Here is a 20,399-nt window from a genome sequence, read left to right on the forward strand (position 1 = left end):
GATAATCGTCGTTTGCCTGAAAAACAACCCGGATACCCAGCATGCACTCTCTGAAGTGGTTGTACCCACGTCGTCTGCGCAACCAGCTCATTATGATGGCAATCCTGATGGTCATCATTCCGACGCTATCTATTGGTTATATCGTAGAAACTGAGGGTCGGTCAGCGGTCTTATCTGAAAAAGAGAAAAAATTAGCGGCGGTTGTGCAGTTGCTGAACGCCGCACTGGAAGAACGCTTTGCGCTTTACCAACATCTGCCTCGTGAGGCACGCATCCGGGCGCTGAATCATGAGTTGGCTCCTATTACCGAACGTATTACCCAAGCTTTTCCCGGTGTCGGGGCTGGCTATTACCACAAAGAACTGGACGCAATTATCACTTATGCCCCATCGGCACTCTATCAAAGCAATGTAGGTATTAGTATCACCCCGGATCATCCCGGCAATATCGTCATGCAAACCAACACGCCACAACTCTTTTCCGGCAGGCAAGTCCGCGGCGATATTATGAATTCCATGATCCCAATAGAACGCCAGGGCATCGTGCTTGGTTATATCTGGGCGAATGAATTAACAGAGGATATTCGTCGTCAGGCATGGAAAATGGACGTGCGGATAATCATTGTCCTTTCTGCCGGTCTGCTGATTAGCCTGCTGTTGATTGTGCTTTTTTCTCGCCGTTTAAGCGCCAACATAGATATCATCACTGCGGGTCTGTCGACGCTGGCGCAGAATAATCCGACGCAATTGCCACCGCTACCTGGCGAACTAGGGCAAATCAGCCGTTGTGTGAATAACCTTGCCGACGCGCTTCGTGAATCGAAAACACTCAATGACCTGATTATTGAAAATGCCGCCGATGCAGTGATTGCCATTGACCGACAAGGCGATGTGATCACCATGAATCCTGCAGCGGAAGCCATCACCGGATACAAACGTCAGGAACTGGTAGGCCAGCCTTACGCCACCCTCTTTGCCAACACCCATTTTTATAGTCCGGTTCTTGATACGCTGGCGCATGGTATCGAACATATGGCGCTGGAAATCAGCTATCCCGGACGCGACCGAACCATTGAAATCAGCGCCACCACCAGCCGAATCCATGACGGACATGGAGACATGATTGGCGCTTTAGTGATTTTCTCCGATCTGACGGCACGTAAAGAAAGCCAACGGCGACTGGCGCAGACAGAAAGACTCGCCACCCTTGGGGAACTGATGGCAGGCGTTGCGCATGAAGTACGCAATCCTCTCACCGCCATCAGGGGTTACGTGCAAATCATTCGCCAGCAGACACCTCAGCCAGAACATCAGGAATATCTGTCAATTGTGCTGAATGAGATTGATTCCATTAATAAAGTTATTCAGCAGCTTTTGGATTTTTCCCGCCCACGTAAAAGCCAGTGGCAACAAGTGTATCTCAATGCCCTGATCGAAGAGACGCTGATTCTTGCCCAAACCTCCGGCGTACAGGCACGGATCGACTTTATTACAGAACTTGATCCTTCACTCACTGCGATCGTGGCAGATCGAGAACTACTCAAGCAGGTAATCCTGAATATGTTGATCAATGCCGTGCAAGCTATCACCGCGCGCGGGGAAATCCGCATTCGCACATGGATGTATACGGCTAACCAGCAGGCGATCACGATTGAAGACAACGGCTGCGGCATCGATCTGTCTCTACAGAGAAAAATCTTTGATCCCTTCTTTACCACCAAAGCGTCCGGTACGGGACTTGGCCTCGCCCTAAGCCAACGAATTATTAATGCGCATCAGGGCGATATACGCGTCGCCAGCCTGCCCGGCTGTGGTGCCACATTCACCCTTATCTTACCGATTGATCCGCAGGAAAATTTGCCCTTATGAATGCTGTTTACCGAATCCTGATTGTTGACGACGAAGAGAATGTACGTCGCATGCTATCCACCGCTTTTTCTTTGCAGGGGTATGACACTCATTGCGCCTGTAACGGCAATGAAGCATTGCCACTGTTCACCCGTGTGCAGCCGGACGTGGTGCTGATGGATATCCGTATGCCGGAAATGGATGGTATCAGTGCGTTAAAAGCGATGCGTGGTCATAATCCACGCACGCCCATTGTCCTGATGACCGCATATGCCGAAGTCGAAACGGCAGTAGAAGCCTTACGCAGTGGTGCGTTTGATTACGTCATCAAACCGTTTGATCTGGATGAGCTGAACCTGGTCGTGCAGCGCGCATTGCAGTTGCAGTCAATGAAAAAAGAGATTCGCCAGCTGCATCAAGCGCTAAGTGCCAGTTGGCAGTGGGGCCATATATTAACCAGTAGCCCCGTCATGAAGGTGATCTGCAAAGACACGGCAAAAATTGCCCTCTCGCAGGCCAGCGTGTTAGTCAGTGGCGAAAGCGGTACTGGTAAGGAGCTGATTGCCCGGGCGATCCATTACAACTCCCGCCGCGCCAATGGGCCATTTATTAAAATTAACTGTGCCGCGCTACCAGAATCCCTCCTGGAAAGCGAACTTTTTGGTCATGAAAAAGGCGCATTTACCGGTGCACTGACCCTGCGCCAGGGACTGTTTGAGCGTGCCGACAGCGGCACATTATTCCTTGATGAAATTGGTGAAATGCCGTTGGTATTGCAGGCTAAATTGTTGCGCATTTTGCAGGAGAGGGAATTTGAACGCATAGGCGGCCATCAAACCATCAAAGTCGATATTCGCATCATTGCCGCTACCAATCGCAACCTGGACGCGATGGTAAAAGAAGGAACTTTCCGTGAAGATCTCTTTTATCGACTCAACGTGATTCATTTAATGTTGCCGCCACTTCGCGAGAGACGAGAAGACATTTCCCTCTTAGCCAATCATTTTTTGCAAAAATTCAGTAGCGAAAACCAACGCGATATTATCGAAATCGACCCCAGCGCAATGTCATTGCTTACCGCCTGGTCGTGGCCTGGCAATATCCGTGAGCTTTCTAACGTCATTGAACGCGCCGTGGTAATGAACTCGGGGCCGGTGATTTTTGCAGAAGATCTACCACCACAATTTCGCCAGCCTGTCTGTATGAATCACGATGTGAAAAGCACGCCACCGGGCGAGCGCAATCTCAAAGAAGAAATTAAGCGCGAAGAGAAACGGATTATTATTGAAGTGCTGGAGCAACAAGAAGGAAACCGTACTCGCACCGCGCTGATGCTCGGTATCAGTCGCCGTGCCTTAATGTACAAACTGCAAGAATACGGCATTGATCCAGCCGGTGCGTAAGACAAAAACTGCTATGCAGAAATTTGCACAGTGCGCAAAATCCTGCATAGCAGTGCAATATCCCCTCACCACCACCCTCCTTTTTATTTCAATATTTTCAATCTATTAGAAATTATTTCGCATAATTTCATTCTGGCACTCCCCTTGCTATGCCTTCTGTGTACCCACAACGGTGTATTCAAGAGGGATAAAAAATGAAAACAAAATTGATGAGCATAGAGGACGCCGCCAGCTTCTTTCGTGATGGCATGACCATTATGGTTGGCGGTTTTATGGGAATTGGCACGCCTCCCCGCCTCGTTGAGGCATTACTGGAATCCGGTGTCAGGGATCTGACCTTAATCGCCAATGACACGGCATTTATTGATACTGGTACTGGCCCGCTGATTGTCAACGGTCGGGTCAGCAAAGTCATCGCTTCACATATTGGCACTAACCCGGAAACCGGACGGCGCATGATTTCTGGCGAAATGGAGGTCGTTCTCGTACCGTAAGGTACATTGATTGAGCAAATTCGCTGTGGCGGTGCCGGACTTGGTGGTTTTCTCACCCCAACCGGTGTCGGCACCGTCGTCGAAGAAGGCAAACAAACGCTCACCCTCGATGGCAAAACCTGGTTGCTTGAACGTCCATTGCGGGCAGACCTGGCGTTGATCCGCGCCCACCGTTGCGACGCACTCGGAAACCTCACCTACCAACTCAGCGCCCGCAACTTTAACCCCCTGATTGCTCTCGCAGCAGACATCACGCTGGTGGAACCCGACGAACTGGTCGACACCGGCGAATTGCAACCTGACCACATTATCACCCCCGGCGCTGTTATCGACCACATCATCATTCCACAGGAGAGCAAATAATGGACGCGAAACAACGTATTGCGCGCCGCGTGGCGCAGGAACTTTGTGATGGTGACATCGTTAACTTAGGGATCGGTTTACCCACAATGGTCGCCAATTATTTACCGGAGGGTATTCATATCACTCTGCAATCGGAAAACGGCTTCCTCGGTTTAGGCCCGGTCACGACAGCACATCCCGATCTGGTGAACGCAGGCGGACAGCCGTGTGGCGTTTTACCCGGCGCGGCGATGTTCGACAGCGCGATGTCATTTGCGCTGATTCGTGGTGGTCATATTGATGCCTGTGTACTCGGTGGCTTACAGGTCGATGAACAAGGCAATCTCGCCAACTGGGTCGTGCCAGGAAAAATGGTGCCTGGTATGGGTGGTGCGATGGATCTGGTGACCGGGTCGCGCAAAGTGATCATTGCCATGGAACATTGCGCCAAAGATGGTTCAGCAAAAATTTTACGTCAATGCACCATGCCGCTAACCGCGCTTCACGCAGTTCATATGCTGGTGACAGAACTGGCGGTGTTCCGCTTTATCGATGGCAAGATGTGGCTCACTGAAATTGCCGAAGGTTGTGATTTAGAAACTGTGCGTGCCAAAACTGAAGCGCAGTTCGCCGTCGCTGATGATCTTTTGCTCCCACAGGGGGCGCTATGATCGGTCGCATCTCGCGTTTTATGACGCGCTTTGTCAGTCGCTGGCTTCCCGATCCCCTGATCTTCGCCATGCTACTGACATTAATCACCTTTGCCGTAGCTCTCTGGTTAACGCCACAAACCCCTCTCAGCATGGTGAAACTATGGGGTGACGGCTTCTGGAATCTGCTGGCATTCGGGATGCAGATGGCGCTCATCATCGTGACCGGACATGCACTCGCCAGTTCTGGTCCGGTGAAAAGTTTGTTACGTACTGCGGCGTCAGCAGCCAAAACGCCTACCCAAGGGGTCATGTTAGTCACCTTTTTTGGTTCCGTCGCCTGCGTAATCAACTGGGGATTCGGTCTGGTGGTTGGCGCAATGTTTGCTCGCGAAGTTGCACGTCGGGTACCAGGCTCCGACTATCCGTTGTTGATCGCTTGCGCCTATATCGGCTTTCTCACCTGGGGCGGTGGTTTTTCCGGCTCAATGCCGCTACTGGCAGCAACACCGGGGAATCCCGTTGAGCACGTCGCAGGGTTAATTCCGGTCAGCGATACCCTGTTTACTGGCTACAACATCTTTATCACCCTGGCCCTGATTGTGGTGATGCCGTTTATCACCCGCATGATGACGCCTAAGCCTTCCGACGTGGTGAGTATCGATCCGAAGCTGTTGTTGGAAGAAGCGGATTTCCAGAAGAAGCTCCCTGCAGACGCCCCACCTTCAGAGAAACTGGAAGAAAGTCGCATCCTGGCGTTGATTATTGGTGCTCTGGGCATTGCTTATCTGGTGCTGTACTTCTCCGAGAAGGGATTCAACATCACCATCAACACCGTCAACCTGATGTTTATGATTGCCGGTCTGTTGTTGCATAAAACGCCGATGGCCTATATGCGGGCGGTAAGTGCGGCTGCGCGCAGTACTGCCGGGATTCTGGTGCAATTCCCCTTCTATGCCGGGATCCAGTTAATGATGGAACACTCCGGCCTCGGTGGCCTGATCACCGAATTTTTCATCAATGTCGCCAACAAAGATACCTTCCCGCTGATGACCTTTTTTAGCTCTGCGCTAATTAACTTCGCCGTGCCTTCTGGCGGTGGACACTGGGTTATTCAGGGGCCATTCGTCCTTCCTGCCGCGCAGGCGCTAGGGGCCGATCTGGGTAAATCAGTAATGGCGATAGCTTACGGTGAACAGTGGATGAACATGGCACAACCGTTCTGGGCGCTACCTGCACTGGCAATAGCCGGACTCGGTGTCCGCGACATCATGGGCTATTGCATCACTGCCCTGCTCTTCTCCGGCGTCATTTTCGTTATTGGTTTAACGCTGTTCTGACGGCAACTTTATAAAAGGAAGAAAAATGAAAAATTGTGTCATCGTCAGTGCGGTACGTACTGCCATCGGTAGCTTTAACGGTTCACTCGCCTCCACCAGCGCCATCGACCTGGGGGCAACGGTGATCCAGGCCGCTATAGAACGCGCAAAAATCGATTCACAACACGTTGATGAAGTGATTATGGGTAACGTGTTGCAAGCCGGGCTGGGGCAAAATCCGGCACGTCAGGCGCTGCTAAAAAGCGGACTAGCTGAAACGGTGTGCGGATTCACGGTCAACAAAGTGTGCGGTTCAGGTCTGAAAAGCGTGGCGCTTGCTGCACAGGCGATTCAGGCAGGTCAGGCACAGAGCATTGTGGCGGGGGGTATGGAAAATATGAGTTTAGCGCCCTACTTACTCGATGCAAAAGCACGCTCTGGTTATCGTCTGGGAAACGGGCAGGTTTATGACGTAATCCTGCGCGATGGCCTGATGTGCGCCACCCATGGTTATCATATGGGGATTACCGCCGAAAACGTGGCTAAAGAGTACGGAATTACCCGTGAAATGCAGGATGAACTGGCGCTACATTCACAGCGTAAAGCTGCAGCCGCAATTGAGTCCGGTGCTTTTACAGCCGAAATCGTCCCGGTTAATGTTGTCACCCGGAAGAAAACCCTCGTCTTCAGTCAAGACGAATTCCCGAAAGTGGATTCTACGGCTGAAGCGTTAGGCGCATTGCGCCCGGCCTTCGATAAAGCAGGAACAGTCACCGCCGGGAACGCGTCTGGTATTAACGACGGTGCTGCCGCTCTGGTGATTATGGAAGAATCTGCGGCGCTGGCAGCAGGCCTTACCCCCCTGGCTCGCATTAAAAGTTATGCCAGCGGTGGCGTGCCCCCCGCATTGATGGGTATGGGGCCAGTACCTGCCACGCAAAAAGCGTTACAACTGGCGGGGCTACAACTGGCAGACATTGATCTCATCGAAGCTAATGAAGCATTTTCCGCGCAGTTCCTTGCCGTTGGGAAAACCCTGGGCTTTGATCCTGAGAAAGTGAATGTCAACGGCGGGGCCATCGCGCTGGGGCATCCTATCGGTGCCAGTGGTGCTCGTATTCTGGTCACACTATTACATGCAATGCAGGCACGCGATAAAACGCTGGGGCTGGCAACACTGTGCATTGGTGGCGGCCAGGGAATTGCCATGGTGATTGAACGGTTGAATTAACGAACAAAAACGCCCGATAGCGAAAGTTATCGGGCGTTTTCTTGAACATCGACAGCGAAGGTAACCCCATTACTCACCAGTCAAAACTTTTCACCAGCGTTAGTTCACCTGCATTACGCATCGGTACAATAAATGTTTCCTGTTTCTCATTGACCGATCCTTCATCGGTAATCAGTGTCAGTTTGGCCGTGGTTAATTCCGTTTCACTGCGCCCGCCGAAGTAGTTGATATACACCTGATAGCGCCCGTGAACTGGCTCTGGCATGGCGAAAATCTCGGGTCCGTATCCCGTCGTGACATCCATATCCAGTGCGCCACTGTTTTTCAGCACGGTGTTACCGTACCAGGCGTGTTCGCCATCGGGTGTAACAACGTGAAGATCGAGGTCAGTATTGTCCGTATCCCACGAGAGAACCAGCCGTAAACGCGCGCGAATTGCTCCAGCGCCCGGCGTTGAGTAAAACTGCATTTTTTGTCGGCTTTGCCCATCGGGGCTGATGACCTGCACGCTGTTACTGCCTTCCGTGAAAATATAAGGGCGTGCAAATGAACCATCGGATTCAATTCTCTGCGGCATACTGGCACCGTTGACCACCAGTCGCCCCTGCTGGACTTTACCCGCCGCAGCATAATTTTTTATTTTGCCGCGGATTTGCGCAGAGATATTTTGATCATCAGCCATGTTGACAGATGACGCGGGGTAATTGATCGACTGTGAAAAACTGGCATCTTCGCCCTCTGCCGGATGCCAGCCAGAGAGCGGTGCATCAATCTCGACTTCCTGCACACCTTCACTGTGAGCGACAGGCGAAAGCGCCACCAGTAACAACGGAAGAAAAATCTTTCGCATAGCATTAGTCCATTAATAATTGTCGGGTCAGCGTTTCGATATAGTTCTCATCAAGCCCGGTGGGATAACCATCAAAGGCCAGGTGAAGATACTCATGGGTTAAATCAAGACGATCCTGAAGCGTAAAGAAGTTACGAATAAACAGCCGTTTCTGCTGCCGATCGGTAAAGGGGAATCCCGAGGCTAAACGGCAAACCGCAAATACATCTGGTTCGTTGTAACCCGTCTCGCCTTGTAACACGCGTCGCCACTGGGGCATTTTTTTCGCCAGCCAGGCTTTCGCTTTTGGCAAAATCTGGCAAGTGGAGCGTGGAGCTCCCCAGCGACTAAGGCTGTTATCGGGATAAGCAAAGGCGAGTATCTGATCGTAACGTTCACCTTGCACCGCCTGGACCGTGGCTTTACGCCAGGATAACGTGCCTTCGGCAGCACGGCTGCCGTGATAATGAACCGGATCGCCCGCATAGATGAGATCCTGCGTCCAGGCGGTCATCGTTCGCGCCCCCGTGGTAGCTGGCGAAGCAGAAACACGCTGCGTGGCGCTGCTGTCCGGGATGGTCAGGCAATCGCCTTCCCGATCGGCATTTTGCTGTAAAAACGTGCGAATCGCCACGGTCATGGCTTTCGCTGCTTCAGGAGGCGTGCTTTTCGCTTCGCGATCCAGAACTCTGGCAACATACTCTTCACTATCGAGATGCGACTGTAATTTCAGTTTGCCCTTCTCCGTAAGTAACGTCGTCTCACCACGGCTAACAAACGTAATGTGGTTACCATTGGCGAACGTCACACGATAACGCCCATTGAGCACACCAGGTTTTACTGCCGTCGAGCTCTTTTCCTCAGTGACTTTTTTCAACGGATAGCGAGCAAACAGATCCACCAGTACACATTGCCCGCTGGCAACTTGCGTCGGCACAGGCAAAACCTGATTAAGTACCGTCGCATAACGGGTTAGTACCGTTTTGCTGGTGCCGCCACCTGCAACCCACAGCGGCGTGCCATCAGTTAACCATCCGGCAAAACCACCCTGGCGGATTTCCTGTTTATCATCGGCAAACCAGCTCCAGGTTTTCACCCGCACACGACTACCGAGCATAGACGCAACACCGATTTTCGCCTCGTCCAACACCACATCCAGTAAGACTTCCTGAGCTTTGTTTTGCGCGGGTAACGTCGCTAATGAATCAAGCAGCGATGTAACGGTTACCGACGTTTCTGGTTTCAGCGTAGAAAGAGATGCTAACCACGCCGGAGCCTGACGCGGTTGCCAGTATTGCCCCCATACATCTGCACTAATGTGCAACCGCTGCGGTGCAAAATAGAGTCCACAGGAGCGTACCAGCGCGGTATCGCGCGTTATGCTCTCCCCCGCCTGGCAACAATAAACCTCTTCCGGGGAGTTTCCGCGACACTGGTAGGGCTGCTCCGGTTGATGGGTATCCTCCAGCCAGGCGTAAACATACAGTTTCCACAAACTCCCTAACGGCGTGGTGAGCGTGTCAGGTAACGTCGAGACATTTGTCACGCCTGACGACGATAACTGATACAGTTGGTCATGCTGCGCGCCCCGCAGCGCCAGTTGTAACGGCGTCTCCTGTGCAAACGTCGGCAGGGTAACCAGCGTTAATAGCCAAACGACTCTGCGCCAGTTCACTTATTTCACCTGCATTCCGGTCCATTCGCTCCCTGCCGCAACACTTTGCTGCGCAGGTGCATAGGAACGCACATAGCGAGCAGGCGGCAGAACGAATTGCCCTTTTTGCGAGAAGCGCAGCAGATGGCGGAAAGTGACCGTTCCCGTCAGTTCTTTCACCGGCACCATATAGGCCAGTTCGCCCATTTCATTTCGCGCTTTTTCCAGCAATTGCCCCTGCTGTTTCGCGGCGTTGGGTTTATTGACCGATATTCCCCACGTTGTCCGTTCAACATCGGCTCCCGGCGGCAGTGGGACTTCTACCTGACCGTAGCGCAGAGATGCATTCTGCTCGTTAGTAAGGGTGATTTCATCGAGATACAGCGCATCGCTGTTAATCTCATTGCTGGTCACCGGCTGCAACGTAAAACTCATGTCTTCATCACCGGGGATAAGTCGATACAACTGGCGTTCAACGGTCACCGGAATATTACTTTGTTGAGCCGTTTTTGCCGGTTCACGCCAGCGGACCTGCACGTTTTGCGGCGGTAATTCGTCACCTAAAGAGAGAATTTCCGGCACGCCCTGCCCCACCCAACGCCAGTATTCGCCCCCTCCGGTTAACTTATGTTTGGCCCATGCGCCCGCAGGCGCAGGCAACACAACTGGAGGCATCGTCGCCATATATTTCGCCAGCCAGTTCATGGCCAGCGCGCGCTCAATAGTGGATTGCTCAGCGGTCAAACCACTTAAAATAGCGGCCGCCTGGGTAGCGTCGCCACCGCTATTGAGCAGCACAACCGTGTGCGCCAGCGGCTGATTGCTGTTTGCCGCTTTATCCCACGCATATTGCTGAACCTGGGGCATCACAGTGGACTTCAACTGCGCTTTTTTCAGCAACGTCATGGTTAAGACGTTTGCCACCGCATCTGCCAGCGGAGATTCCGGTGTATCGAGGATCAAACTGTCATTGATATCGCTGGTGTCTTCCTCAGAGAGATCTTCTGTTTTAGTTCCGCGCCGGGCGATAGCTTCATCCAACCCTTTCAACAACGTTTTGCACGGCAGATTCATCTCCTGCGCCCACGCCAGCACCAGCGCCCGATGCAATAACGGCATGTTATCCGCCTGCTCCGCGTAGCTGTCGAGCATATGTTGCCAGTATTCCGGTTGTTGCGTTACGCCGAGCGCCTGGCTGGCCTGCCAGTCGGCGTACCATGCCCATGCCGTGAGGAATGCATCGCCATTGCCATCTTCACCCCACCAGGTAAAGCGCGCTCCTGGCCCCGCCAGTTGCATCAGCCGCAGACGGTTATCCTGAATCATCTGACGAATGTCGTTAGCGGCGGCACTTTGATGATCGGCAAGCGAACGCCAGGCAAGACTGAGCGGGATCAGACGGCTACCGGTGTTGATCACGCCACCCCAGGGTTCCTCTATTAACGCATCAAGATTGTTGCGGAAAATCTCCTGCGGTGTTTCGCTACTTTGCAGCCGGATATTACTCGCCTGCTCGGGCAACATCAGCGCGTTATCGCCACCGCCGAGCATGACGTTTTTCTGCTGTTCAACGGGCCAGCTGTTATCAACAAAAGACAGTTTTGTGCTAATGCTGTCCTGCACTTGCCCATTTTGTTGCAGTTCTGCGCTTAACAAGCCAGATTGCTGAATGTTCTGCGCCAGCGAAATATAGTTCGCCCCCTTATGCAGTGTCAGCGTCTGGCGCATCTCGTCGCCCGCAAATTTACTCACCAGCTCTACCGGTTCGTTATCCTGCTGACTGAAGATAAACAGTCCTGCCGCCGGTTTGTCGCCCATGCGATACACCGTTGGCATACTCCACTTCATGTAGAGATTTTTTTCCGAACGCAGATAAGCACGCCCCTGCCCGACCAGTCCGTCGCCGTTCATCCCACGCGCGGTGATGCGCCAGCGGGTTAACGAATCAGGCATCAGGAACGTGAAATACGCTTTGCCTTGTTTATCGGTTGTGAGTGACGGCATCCATGCCGCGGTATCCACCTCTTCACGCCGTGGACGTTCAAGCATTTTTACTCGCCGCTCGCTGCGGTTAGTCGCGCCAGGCGCAACCGGCTCACTGGAGAGCGCCTGATCGTAGCTGATAAATGACAGGCTGGAACTGGTGCGTACATTGTTACGCCCCAGCGGATAGAAAAATTTGCCGATATTCGGCGCGATTTCCGGTTGCAGCGCGTAGATCATTTCATCGACCACACCAACCGTTAGCTGCGCAGAAACAGGTTTACCTTTCAGCGACGAGGTTAATTCGACATTGACCAGTTCACCTGGCTGGTAATGGGTTTTGTCCGTTTTCACCCGGATATCCAGCTGAGGAACGGCAACTTTGATCCCGGCATTCTGAAAACTGTACTGACCGTTACGGGTATACAGCACCGAAAAAGTGATGTTAGGCGCAAAGGAATTGCTCACCGGAACGCGGGCTTCATACTGGGTATCGTTTAAGCGTTGTAGCGTCAGCCAGTTTGCCGGATGCGATAGCAGCGACTGCTGTTCCACGCGATCGCGTTCCAGCGTCAATAACGCTTCATCAATTGGCTCCGGGAAGGTAATCAGCATCTTCGCGGTTTCGCCTGGCTGGTACAGCGTTTTATCCGCCACGATATCTACCGTACCAGTATGCGCCGTGCTGCCCTTACCGCTGACGGCATGGCTTAACCCGGCGAGAATTAAGCCGTCTTTATCGCGTAATGTCAGATTGTAGTTGCCAGGTTTTTCGAAATTAACGGTGAAGGATTTACCGCCAGACGGTAGATCTCCGCTGTGGCTTGTTCGGTCTTCCAGACGTAACCATTCATACGTAACAGGAACCTGTTTTGAAGATTCCAGCGCGGTATAACGGAAAACAACCGACTCGCCGCTATTACTGTATTGTGCGGCGGTGCTTAGAGAGTAATGCGCCAGACCGCGTTCAATGAGGATCTCTTTGGTTGTGGTAACACGATATGCCGCACCGTCGCTGGCAGAGACGGTCAGTAAATAGCGGCTCGGTTTATCTGCTGCGGGAAGATTTAACGCCACATGACCGCTGGCGTCTGAAACTGTTTCACTGCCTTCAAGCGACACAGGGAAGCGCCCGACATAACGCAAATCGTTACCGACCATCGAAAGTTGTTGAGCGCGCAAACTTAACTGCACGCGGGCATTTTTTACCGGCTCGCCATCCGGGTAGAGCAGTTGCAGTTTGCCGCTGACCGCTTCGCCAGTTTTGAAATCTTTTCTGTCGAGAGCTAAACCAATTTCGAAATGTGGTTTGATGTAGTTTGCCACGCGAAAACTGCTGCTATAGACCTGCTTGCGGTAAGCCAGGCGTAACTCATAACCTCCGGCAACGGCATTTTCTGGCAAGCGGAAACTCCCCTGCCCGCCATTGCGCGCATCAAGCGTGACATCGACGGTTTGCAACAGACTGCCGTTGGCGTCCAGCACTGAAAGCTTCGCCGGTGCGCTGACGATAGGGGATGAATGCAACGGATCGTGGAACTCGCGGCCCATCACTTTAACATCGACACGATCGCCTGCGCGGTATAGAGGGCGATCGGTAAAGATATACAAGCGGGTGTTGTAGATTTCGCTTTCGTAGAAGAAGTTCTCGGAGACAAAAACGCCGCCTTCAGCATCCTTACCCAGAATGTATGAACGTTCAGGCGATATATGTTGTAACTGCAAGGTGCCGCTGTCATTGGTGACGCCTCGGGTCATCACGCCAAGACCGTCAGTCCACAGGATTTCTGATCCAGGCTTCGCTTCCCCCTGCTTTTTGCCAGCGGTCCACACCAGAAGCTCGTTACCCGACACTTTACTCAACGCCACGGTATTGGAGACAAACACCACCGTTGTTGCCCGATAACCACCCACCATCGCTTCGACGAGATACAGCCCCGGCTCTTGTTTGCCTAGAGGAATATAGATGTTGCCCGGCTGCGGCGAGATGAAGTTACTGGATGCGCCTTCCAGTTTTACCCCTTGCTGTGGCTCAACCGGTTTTGCCTGCCATAGTGGATAACGGAACTGTTCCACCAGTGGATATTTCTTCAGCGGTGAAAACTGGCTGTTTTGTACATAACGGGAAGGTTTGATGATGGCATTGCCGAGCTGCAATTCCGGTAATGCCTGGGTCACATTCTGCCGTGACTGATAAGAGAAAGAACGCTGCATGACACGGCGAGATTTGCCGTACCAGTTATCCCACAGCCAGGTTAGCGTATTGTTCAGACCGTCACCCAGATACTGCGGTTGTACTACAATGCGGTGCAGGTTTTTCTGCTGACGCAGAAATGCCATCGGATCAGGAATACGATACAGGCGAACATCCACGCCGCCGTACTCTTCCATCTGATAACGTTGATAATCGCGCCCCGGCGCTTCTAGCCGCACTTTCGCCTCTTCGCTGCTGCTAAAACTGCTGTCAGCGAGCAAAAAGAACGTTCCCCCGGCTGGCGGCGCATAGTTGCTGGAAGGAAGCGAATCGTCAGCATTAACAAGCCCCGCCCCCACAAGAGACAGGCACAGGCAGGCCGCTATTGCGCCAGAAAATTTAAACGATAAATGCCAATGAAATTGGGATTGGAATCGTTGGGTATCCATCGGGTGTCCTTCCATGTCATAAGTTGTTGCAGACTGACTGCGCGCATTCCGTTGTCAGTTTTCGTGGCGCTTCCGGTGTGGTAGATGACGTAACGCCCCATCCAGACCATTAAGTGCTGGGCATCGCCCTGATCGAAAAAAATCATATCGCCAGGCAGTGCCTGGTTTATGTCCTGGCCAATAAACTGGCTGTTGTACTGAATCAAATTAATCGCGGTCACATAGGGTCCGGTTTTCCCGTTCCCCTGGTTCCAGTTTTGTGCCAGTTGCCGCTGTTCAGGCGTTAGCATCATCTCTGGCGGCAAATACTGGTTAGATAAACCGTTACTTTTTAGCCATTTGCTATCGTGAACTTTCAGCGACTCGTTCGCTGCAAAGCGCACCAGGCCTGCGCAATCCTGCTGATACCAACGTGGACTTGGCCCCTGGCGTAGCTGTTCCTGCGCAATGCGCACAAACCAGGCACGAAATAGTCCCGATTGTTCGACATTCAGCATTTCGCTATGAGCAACAAAACAACACAGCCAGCAAATCAGTGCCAGCAGTCCACGCCTCATAATGGCTGCCAGTTGATTGGCAACCATTGCCAGGCGGCGCCCGGTTTCATCTGGTCCAGCTTCATGACATAACGAGGCTGTTGCGATAAAGCGTCCAGTTTCGGCATTAATAAAGTTTGTGCGGCGTTATAAAAAACCGGTTCGAGATTCTTCGGCAGACTGGTCAGCGTTTCGTTACGCAGCAGTTTCGCCATTCCTTGTGGATTGATATAGAGCGGAACGACACCATCAGTGGGTATCACATCCACCATTGCCGGGCGGGTTTTATTCAGTGTTTGCAGCGCGTTATTAACCAGCGTGTCATCGAGGGAGAAAAGCAGCGTTTTGTTTTGCATCGCCAGCGACACGCGGAAAAAATAATCCGACATTAATTGATCTGGTTGCGCCGCCTGCGCTTTCGGATACTGACCGTATCGGGAACTCACTTCGCGACGCCAGATTTGCGCTTCGCCCTGCTGAGTTTGAGTTACCGGTAATACGCCTTCTGGCGCTTTGCTTTCACGAGCACCAATATTTTGGGTAAACAGTTTCCCTGGCAATGGCGCCTGTTCGTCAGTGCCATCAAACTGACCAACAAACAGCGGGGTTTGCAGTTTTGAATCCTCATACCAGCACAGCCCGGCGGCACCATCTAATGCCCCATTCAACTTGTCGTTTTCCTGAGCGATTTGTGAGAGCATCTCTTCAGCAATACCGTGCGAGTAAGGCACCGCCACGCAGAAGCTGGCCCCGGCAGGCATACTGCTCCATACCGGCGTAAAATCGAAACTGGCATCCACGCTAGCGGATTCATCATTTAACGCCAGAAAGCTATGCCAGCCGTCGTTGCTCATTTCGAAGCGTACGCCAGCAAAAGAAGGCATTAATCGCTGGTAGCCAAAACCCAGCAAATTTGCACTGACCACGATGCGCTGGCGTACTGGCGTTTTTTCGGCAGCACGCTCTTCCAGACCGAAGCTGGCTTGCCAACGTTTTTTACCGCTCAACAAATCACTTGCGATCGCCGTGGCTTCGGTATCCTGCTGGTCATCTTTAAACAACATATCCGTGCTGGAAAACACCAGCATCTTGTCCTGATATGTCGCGAACATCAGGGCGTTATTGCCGTTATAGCGCAACTGATAAACAGGGATGGTTTCACTATTTAGCTTAATACTACTGATTTCCGTCTTGCTTAACTGGCTGTCGCTGGTAGCAGCAAACAGCAATGGCTCCAGCAACTTGCTCAAGCCACTACGCTGAATAAGCACCATATAATGTGAAAGATGGCCTTGTTTATCGTGCCACAGTGCCGCCTGCGCGGGCTGGTCTAAGAGCGACGAAAAGAGCTTATCTTTCAGCGTGAGATCGTGTTCATAGACAATGCGGCGAATACTGCCTTCAATGCCCAGACGATCGGCATGATTCTGATAATAGAAAACGAAATCTTCACTCAGGACATCGTGGAGAAAAGGAATAGTAAGGAGATCTTTGGGAAGCTGGCTTAGAGAGTCGCTATCGAGAAAGAGGTCAGGCTCATTGAGATCGATTTGCAAATTATTATGCACTACCAGCGGCGACAACGTTTTTTCTGGACCACTGCCAGTGTATTGCAATGCCCAGACGCCCGCGGAAAGGAGCGCAACAACACCGACACCTACAAGGCCATAAAACTGCCAGCCTTTCGCCTTTTTTTCACCGCTCATTGCCACATTCCTTGTGTATAACCGTCATTTTTGACGAACGAACTCGCCCTTTAGCGCGCCCTAATACGACAAAAGCCCAGACTTTGCAGCCTGGACTTTTCATTTCGAAGAAGGGATGTTTACTCCCTTCAGTCATGAAGCGATGAAATTATTCTTCTTCCGGTTCGTCGTCAACGTCCACTTCCGGAGCGATTTCATCGTCCCCTTCCGCGGCACTGCCGTCGATGGTATCCAGATCTTCTTCGTCAACCGGTTCAGCAACACGCTGCAGACCCACTACGCTTTCATCTTCCGCAGTACGGATGAGGATCACGCCCTGGGTGTTACGGCCAACGATGCTGATTTCCGAAACGCGAGTACGTACCAGCGTACCGGCATCGGTGATCATCATGATCTGGTCGCAATCATCTACCTGCACCGCGCCAACCACTAAACCGTTACGTTCGGTAACCTTGATGGAGATAACCCCTTTCGTCGCACGCGACTTGGTTGGGTATTCCGCCACTGCGGTACGTTTACCATAACCGTTCTGCGTTGCGGTGAGGATGGCGCCATCGCCACGCGGCACGATCAGAGAGACGACTTTATCGCCTTCGCCTAAGCGAATACCGCGAACACCGGTGGTGTTGCAGCCCATCGCACGGACAGAAGACTCTTTAAAGCGCACCACTTTACCTTCGGCGGAGAACAACATTACTTCATCTTCGCCACTGGTCAGGTCTACGCCGATCAGCTCATCGCCTTCAACCAGTTTGATCGCCACTTTACCGGCGGTACGCAGACGGTTGAACTCGGTGAGGACGGTTTTCTTCACAGTACCGTTAGCGGTCGCCATGAAGACTTTCACGCCTTCTTCAAACTCGGTCACCGGCAGGATCGCGGTGATACGTTCGTCCTGCTCCAGCGGCAGCAGGTTGACGATCGGACGACCGCGCGCGCCACGAGAGGCTTCCGGCAACTGGTAAACTTTCATCGAATAGACGCGACCGCGGCTGGAGAAGCACAGGATATGATCGTGAGTGTTCGCCACCAGCAGTCGGTCGATAAAGTCTTCTTCTTTAATACGTGCGGCAGATTTACCTTTCCCGCCACGACGCTGCGCTTCGTATTCAGAAAGCGGCTGATACTTCACGTAGCCCTGGTGAGAGAGCGTGACGACGACATCTTCCTGGGTGATCAGATCTTCCAGGTTGATGTCTGCGCTGTTGGCGGTGATTTCAGTACGACGTTTGTCACCGAACTGTTCACGAACCAGCTCCAGCTCTTCGCGGATCACTTCCATCAGACGATCGGCGCTACCCAGAATACGCAGCAGTTCCGCGATCTGATCCAGCAGCTCTTTGTATTCATCGAGCAGTTTTTCGTGTTCAAGGCCAGTCAGTTTCTGCAAACGCAGATCCAGAATTGCCTGGGCTTGCTGTTCGGTCAGATAGTACAGACCATCACGCACACCGAACTCTGGCTCCAGCCATTCCGGACGCGCAGCATCGTCGCCAGCACGTTCCAGCATCGCGGCAACGTTGCCCAGCTGCCACGGATTAGCAACCAGCGCGGTTTTCGCTTCTGCAGGCGTCGGCGCATGACGGATCAGTTCGATGATCGGGTCGATGTTCGCCAGCGCCACAGCTAATGCTTCAAGGATATGCGCACGGTCGCGAGCTTTACGCAGTTCAAAAATGGTACGACGGGTCACCACTTCGCGGCGGTGACGAACAAACGCCGCGATGATGTCTTTCAGGTTCATGATCTTCGGCTGACCATGGTGCAATGCCACCATGTTGATACCGAAAGAAACCTGCAACTGGGTCTGGGAGTAGAGGTTGTTGAGCACCACTTCACCGACCGCATCGCGTTTCACTTCAATCACGATGCGCATGCCGTCTTTGTCAGACTCGTCACGCAGCGCGCTGATGCCTTCCACGCGTTTTTCTTTTACCAGTTCCGCAATCTTCTCGATCAGGCGCGCTTTGTTCACCTGATACGGAATTTCGTGGACGATAATGGTTTCACGCCCGGTTTTGGCGTCAACTTCCACTTCTGCGCGAGCGCGGATATACACCTTGCCGCGACCGGTACGGTAAGCTTCTTCAATACCGCGGCGACCGTTAATGATTGCCGCCGTCGGGAAGTCCGGGCCCGGGATGTGTTCCATCAGCCCTTCAATGCTGATGTCTTCATCATCGATATACGCCAGACAACCATTGATGACTTCCGTCAGGTTGTGCGGCGGGATGTTGGTTGCCATACCTACGGCGATACCGGAAGAACCGTTCACCAGCAGGTTAGGAATTTTGGTCGGCATGACGTCAGGAATTTTTTCCGTGCCGTCATAGTTATCAACGAAATCGACCGTCTCTTTTTCGAGATCGGCCATCAGTTCATGGGCAATTTTCGCCAGACGGATTTCCGTATAACGCATTGCCGCCGCAGAGTCGCCGTCGATAGAACCGAAGTTACCCTGACCGTCTACCAGCATATAACGCAGCGAGAATGGCTGCGCCATGCGGACGATCGTGTCATAGACCGCCGAGTCACCATGGGGATGGTATTTACCGATTACGTCACCAACGACACGGGCAGATTTTTTATAGGCTTTGTTCCAGTCATTGCCTAGTACGTTCATGGCGTAAAGTACGCGACGGTGTACCGGCTTCAGGCCATCTCGGACATCTGGCAGCGCACGGCCAACAATGACCGACATCGCATAATCCAGATAGGAGCTCTTCAGCTCTTCCTCAATGTTGACCGGTGTAATTTCTCTCGCAAGGTCGCTCATCTAACCGCTATCCCTCTACTGTATCCCGGATTCAAAGGTCGCAAATTATAACACAGCCGCGCAGATTGAGGTAAACCAATACGCTTTATTCACATCCAATGCCTGATATACTCGATTGTCTTGCCAATTACGGAGTAGAAGTGCCAATGAATGCCGAAAAATCGCCGGTAAACCATAACGTAGACCACGAAGAGATCGCTAAATTTGAAGCCGTCGCCTCCCGCTGGTGGGATCTGGAAGGCGAGTTCAAACCACTGCACCGCATTAACCCGCTGCGTCTGGGCTATATTGCCGAGCGTGCTGGCGGTTTATTTGGCAAAAAGGTGCTCGATGTCGGTTGTGGCGGAGGTATTCTGGCCGAGAGTATGGCGCGAGAAGGTGCGACGGTGACTGGTCTGGATATGGGCTTTGAGCCATTGCAGGTGGCAAAGCTGCACGCGCTGGAAAGCGGCATTCAGGTAGAGTACGTACAGGAAACCGTGGAAGAACACGCGGCAAAACATGCCGGGCAGTATGATGTGGTGACCTGCATGGAGATGCTGGAGCACGTCCCCGATCCGCAGTCAGTGGTCAGAGCCTGCGCACAACTGGTAAAACCGGGTGGCGATGTCTTTTTCTCCACGCTTAATCGTAATGGCAAGTCGTGGCTAATGGCGGTGGTCGGCGCGGAATATATTTTGCGCATGGTGCCTAAAGGCACGCACGACGTGAAGAAGTTTATTAAACCGGCAGAATTGCTGGGCTGGGTGGATCAATCCAGTCTAAAAGAGCGCCATATGATCGGGCTGCATTATAACCCGATCACTAATACTTTTAAGCTCGGCCCCGGCGTTGATGTGAACTATATGCTGCACACGCAGAATAAGTAAGGTTGTTGTTTGGATTCATCCGGCAATCGTGCCAATGCCTGATGCGACGCTTGCCGCGTCTTATCAGGCCTACAAATGCTCCCCGTCGGCCGGATAAGGCGTTGATGCCGCATCCGG

Annotated in this window: 12 protein-coding genes and 1 pseudogene; 7 read left to right on the forward strand and 6 right to left on the reverse strand. The window is 52.5% G+C overall.

Annotated features, from left to right (window positions below; genetic code table 11):
- Positions 1 to 41: 41 nt before the first annotated feature.
- From atoS to atoB, 6 genes and pseudogenes are all read left to right on the forward strand, one after another.
- Positions 42 to 1,868 carry a two-component system sensor histidine kinase AtoS gene (gene atoS / locus D9741_RS14835; RefSeq protein WP_130217058.1) on the forward strand — a complete coding sequence of 609 codons (1,827 nt, stop codon included), beginning with the start codon at positions 42 to 44 and terminating at the stop codon, positions 1,866 to 1,868.
- Complete coding sequence (atoC, locus tag D9741_RS14840) at positions 1,865 to 3,250, forward strand: acetoacetate metabolism transcriptional regulator AtoC (RefSeq protein WP_130217056.1); 1,386 nt, start codon at positions 1,865 to 1,867, stop codon at positions 3,248 to 3,250. The genes atoS and atoC overlap by 4 nt, the downstream gene beginning before the upstream one ends.
- A gap of 194 nt (positions 3,251 to 3,444) precedes the next feature.
- A pseudogene (gene atoD, locus D9741_RS14845) lies at positions 3,445 to 4,107 on the forward strand (acetate CoA-transferase subunit alpha).
- Positions 4,107 to 4,757 carry a 3-oxoacid CoA-transferase subunit B gene (locus D9741_RS14850; RefSeq protein WP_130217054.1) on the forward strand — a complete coding sequence of 217 codons (651 nt, stop codon included), beginning with the start codon at positions 4,107 to 4,109 and terminating at the stop codon, positions 4,755 to 4,757. The pseudogene atoD and the gene D9741_RS14850 overlap by 1 nt, the downstream one beginning before the upstream one ends.
- On the forward strand, positions 4,754 to 6,076 hold the full coding sequence (locus tag D9741_RS14855; RefSeq protein WP_130217052.1) for a TIGR00366 family protein: 1,323 nt from the start codon (positions 4,754 to 4,756) through the stop codon (positions 6,074 to 6,076). The genes D9741_RS14850 and D9741_RS14855 overlap by 4 nt, the downstream gene beginning before the upstream one ends.
- Positions 6,077 to 6,101: 25 nt before the next feature.
- Positions 6,102 to 7,286 (forward strand): acetyl-CoA acetyltransferase, encoded by a 1,185-nt coding sequence (gene atoB / locus D9741_RS14860; protein WP_130217050.1) that lies wholly within the window; start codon positions 6,102 to 6,104, stop codon positions 7,284 to 7,286.
- A 73-nt stretch (positions 7,287 to 7,359) separates the two neighbouring features.
- On the opposite strand, the gene D9741_RS14865 is transcribed toward atoB, so the two are convergent.
- The 6 genes from D9741_RS14865 to gyrA all read right to left on the reverse strand — a co-directional run bounded on the left by D9741_RS14865 (position 7,360) and on the right by gyrA (position 19,413).
- Entirely contained in the window at positions 7,360 to 8,136 is a 777-nt protein-coding gene (locus D9741_RS14865) for a YfaP family protein (protein ID WP_130217048.1), read from the reverse strand.
- Between the two features lie 4 nt (positions 8,137 to 8,140).
- The gene (locus D9741_RS14870) at positions 8,141 to 9,790 is read right to left on the reverse strand and encodes a YfaQ family protein (protein ID WP_130217046.1); all 1,650 of its coding nucleotides are present in this window, start codon (positions 9,788 to 9,790) and stop codon (positions 8,141 to 8,143) included.
- Positions 9,791 to 14,305 carry an alpha-2-macroglobulin gene (locus D9741_RS14875; RefSeq protein ID WP_205712853.1) on the reverse strand — a complete coding sequence of 1,505 codons (4,515 nt, stop codon included), beginning with the start codon at positions 14,303 to 14,305 and terminating at the stop codon, positions 9,791 to 9,793.
- Between the two features lie 23 nt (positions 14,306 to 14,328).
- A complete protein-coding gene (locus D9741_RS14880; protein ID WP_130217044.1) occupies positions 14,329 to 14,952 on the reverse strand; it encodes a DUF1175 domain-containing protein in 624 nt (207 codons plus the stop codon).
- Positions 14,949 to 16,637 (reverse strand): DUF2138 domain-containing protein, encoded by a 1,689-nt coding sequence (locus tag D9741_RS14885; protein ID WP_130217042.1) that lies wholly within the window; start codon positions 16,635 to 16,637, stop codon positions 14,949 to 14,951. The genes D9741_RS14880 and D9741_RS14885 overlap by 4 nt, the downstream gene beginning before the upstream one ends.
- 148 nt (positions 16,638 to 16,785) lie before the next feature.
- The gene (gyrA, locus tag D9741_RS14890; protein WP_130217040.1) at positions 16,786 to 19,413 is read right to left on the reverse strand and encodes a DNA topoisomerase (ATP-hydrolyzing) subunit A; all 2,628 of its coding nucleotides are present in this window, start codon (positions 19,411 to 19,413) and stop codon (positions 16,786 to 16,788) included.
- A 146-nt stretch (positions 19,414 to 19,559) separates the two neighbouring features.
- Here gyrA and ubiG point away from each other — a divergent pair, with 146 nt between their 5' ends.
- On the forward strand, positions 19,560 to 20,282 hold the full coding sequence (gene ubiG, locus D9741_RS14895) for a bifunctional 2-polyprenyl-6-hydroxyphenol methylase/3-demethylubiquinol 3-O-methyltransferase UbiG (protein WP_130217038.1): 723 nt from the start codon (positions 19,560 to 19,562) through the stop codon (positions 20,280 to 20,282).
- Positions 20,283 to 20,399 lie beyond the last annotated feature (117 nt).

Origin of the sequence: Escherichia sp. E14V7, from assembly GCF_004212225.1 — a bacterium.
In the GTDB taxonomy this organism is placed as follows: Bacteria; Pseudomonadota; Gammaproteobacteria; order Enterobacterales; family Enterobacteriaceae; genus Escherichia.

Coding starts and splice junctions, on each gene's coding strand:
- atoS (WP_130217058.1), top strand. CDS start 42: ATGCACTCTCTGAAGTGGTTGTACCCACGTCGTCTGCGCAACCAGCTC.
- atoC (WP_130217056.1), top strand. CDS start 1,865: ATGAATGCTGTTTACCGAATCCTGATTGTTGACGACGAAGAGAATGTA.
- D9741_RS14850 (WP_130217054.1), top strand. CDS start 4,107: ATGGACGCGAAACAACGTATTGCGCGCCGCGTGGCGCAGGAACTTTGT.
- D9741_RS14855 (WP_130217052.1), top strand. CDS start 4,754: ATGATCGGTCGCATCTCGCGTTTTATGACGCGCTTTGTCAGTCGCTGG.
- atoB (WP_130217050.1), top strand. CDS start 6,102: ATGAAAAATTGTGTCATCGTCAGTGCGGTACGTACTGCCATCGGTAGC.
- D9741_RS14865 (WP_130217048.1), bottom strand. CDS start 8,136: ATGCGAAAGATTTTTCTTCCGTTGTTACTGGTGGCGCTTTCGCCTGTC.
- D9741_RS14880 (WP_130217044.1), bottom strand. CDS start 14,952: ATGAGGCGTGGACTGCTGGCACTGATTTGCTGGCTGTGTTGTTTTGTT.
- D9741_RS14885 (WP_130217042.1), bottom strand. CDS start 16,637: ATGAGCGGTGAAAAAAAGGCGAAAGGCTGGCAGTTTTATGGCCTTGTA.
- gyrA (WP_130217040.1), bottom strand. CDS start 19,413: ATGAGCGACCTTGCGAGAGAAATTACACCGGTCAACATTGAGGAAGAG.
- ubiG (WP_130217038.1), top strand. CDS start 19,560: ATGAATGCCGAAAAATCGCCGGTAAACCATAACGTAGACCACGAAGAG.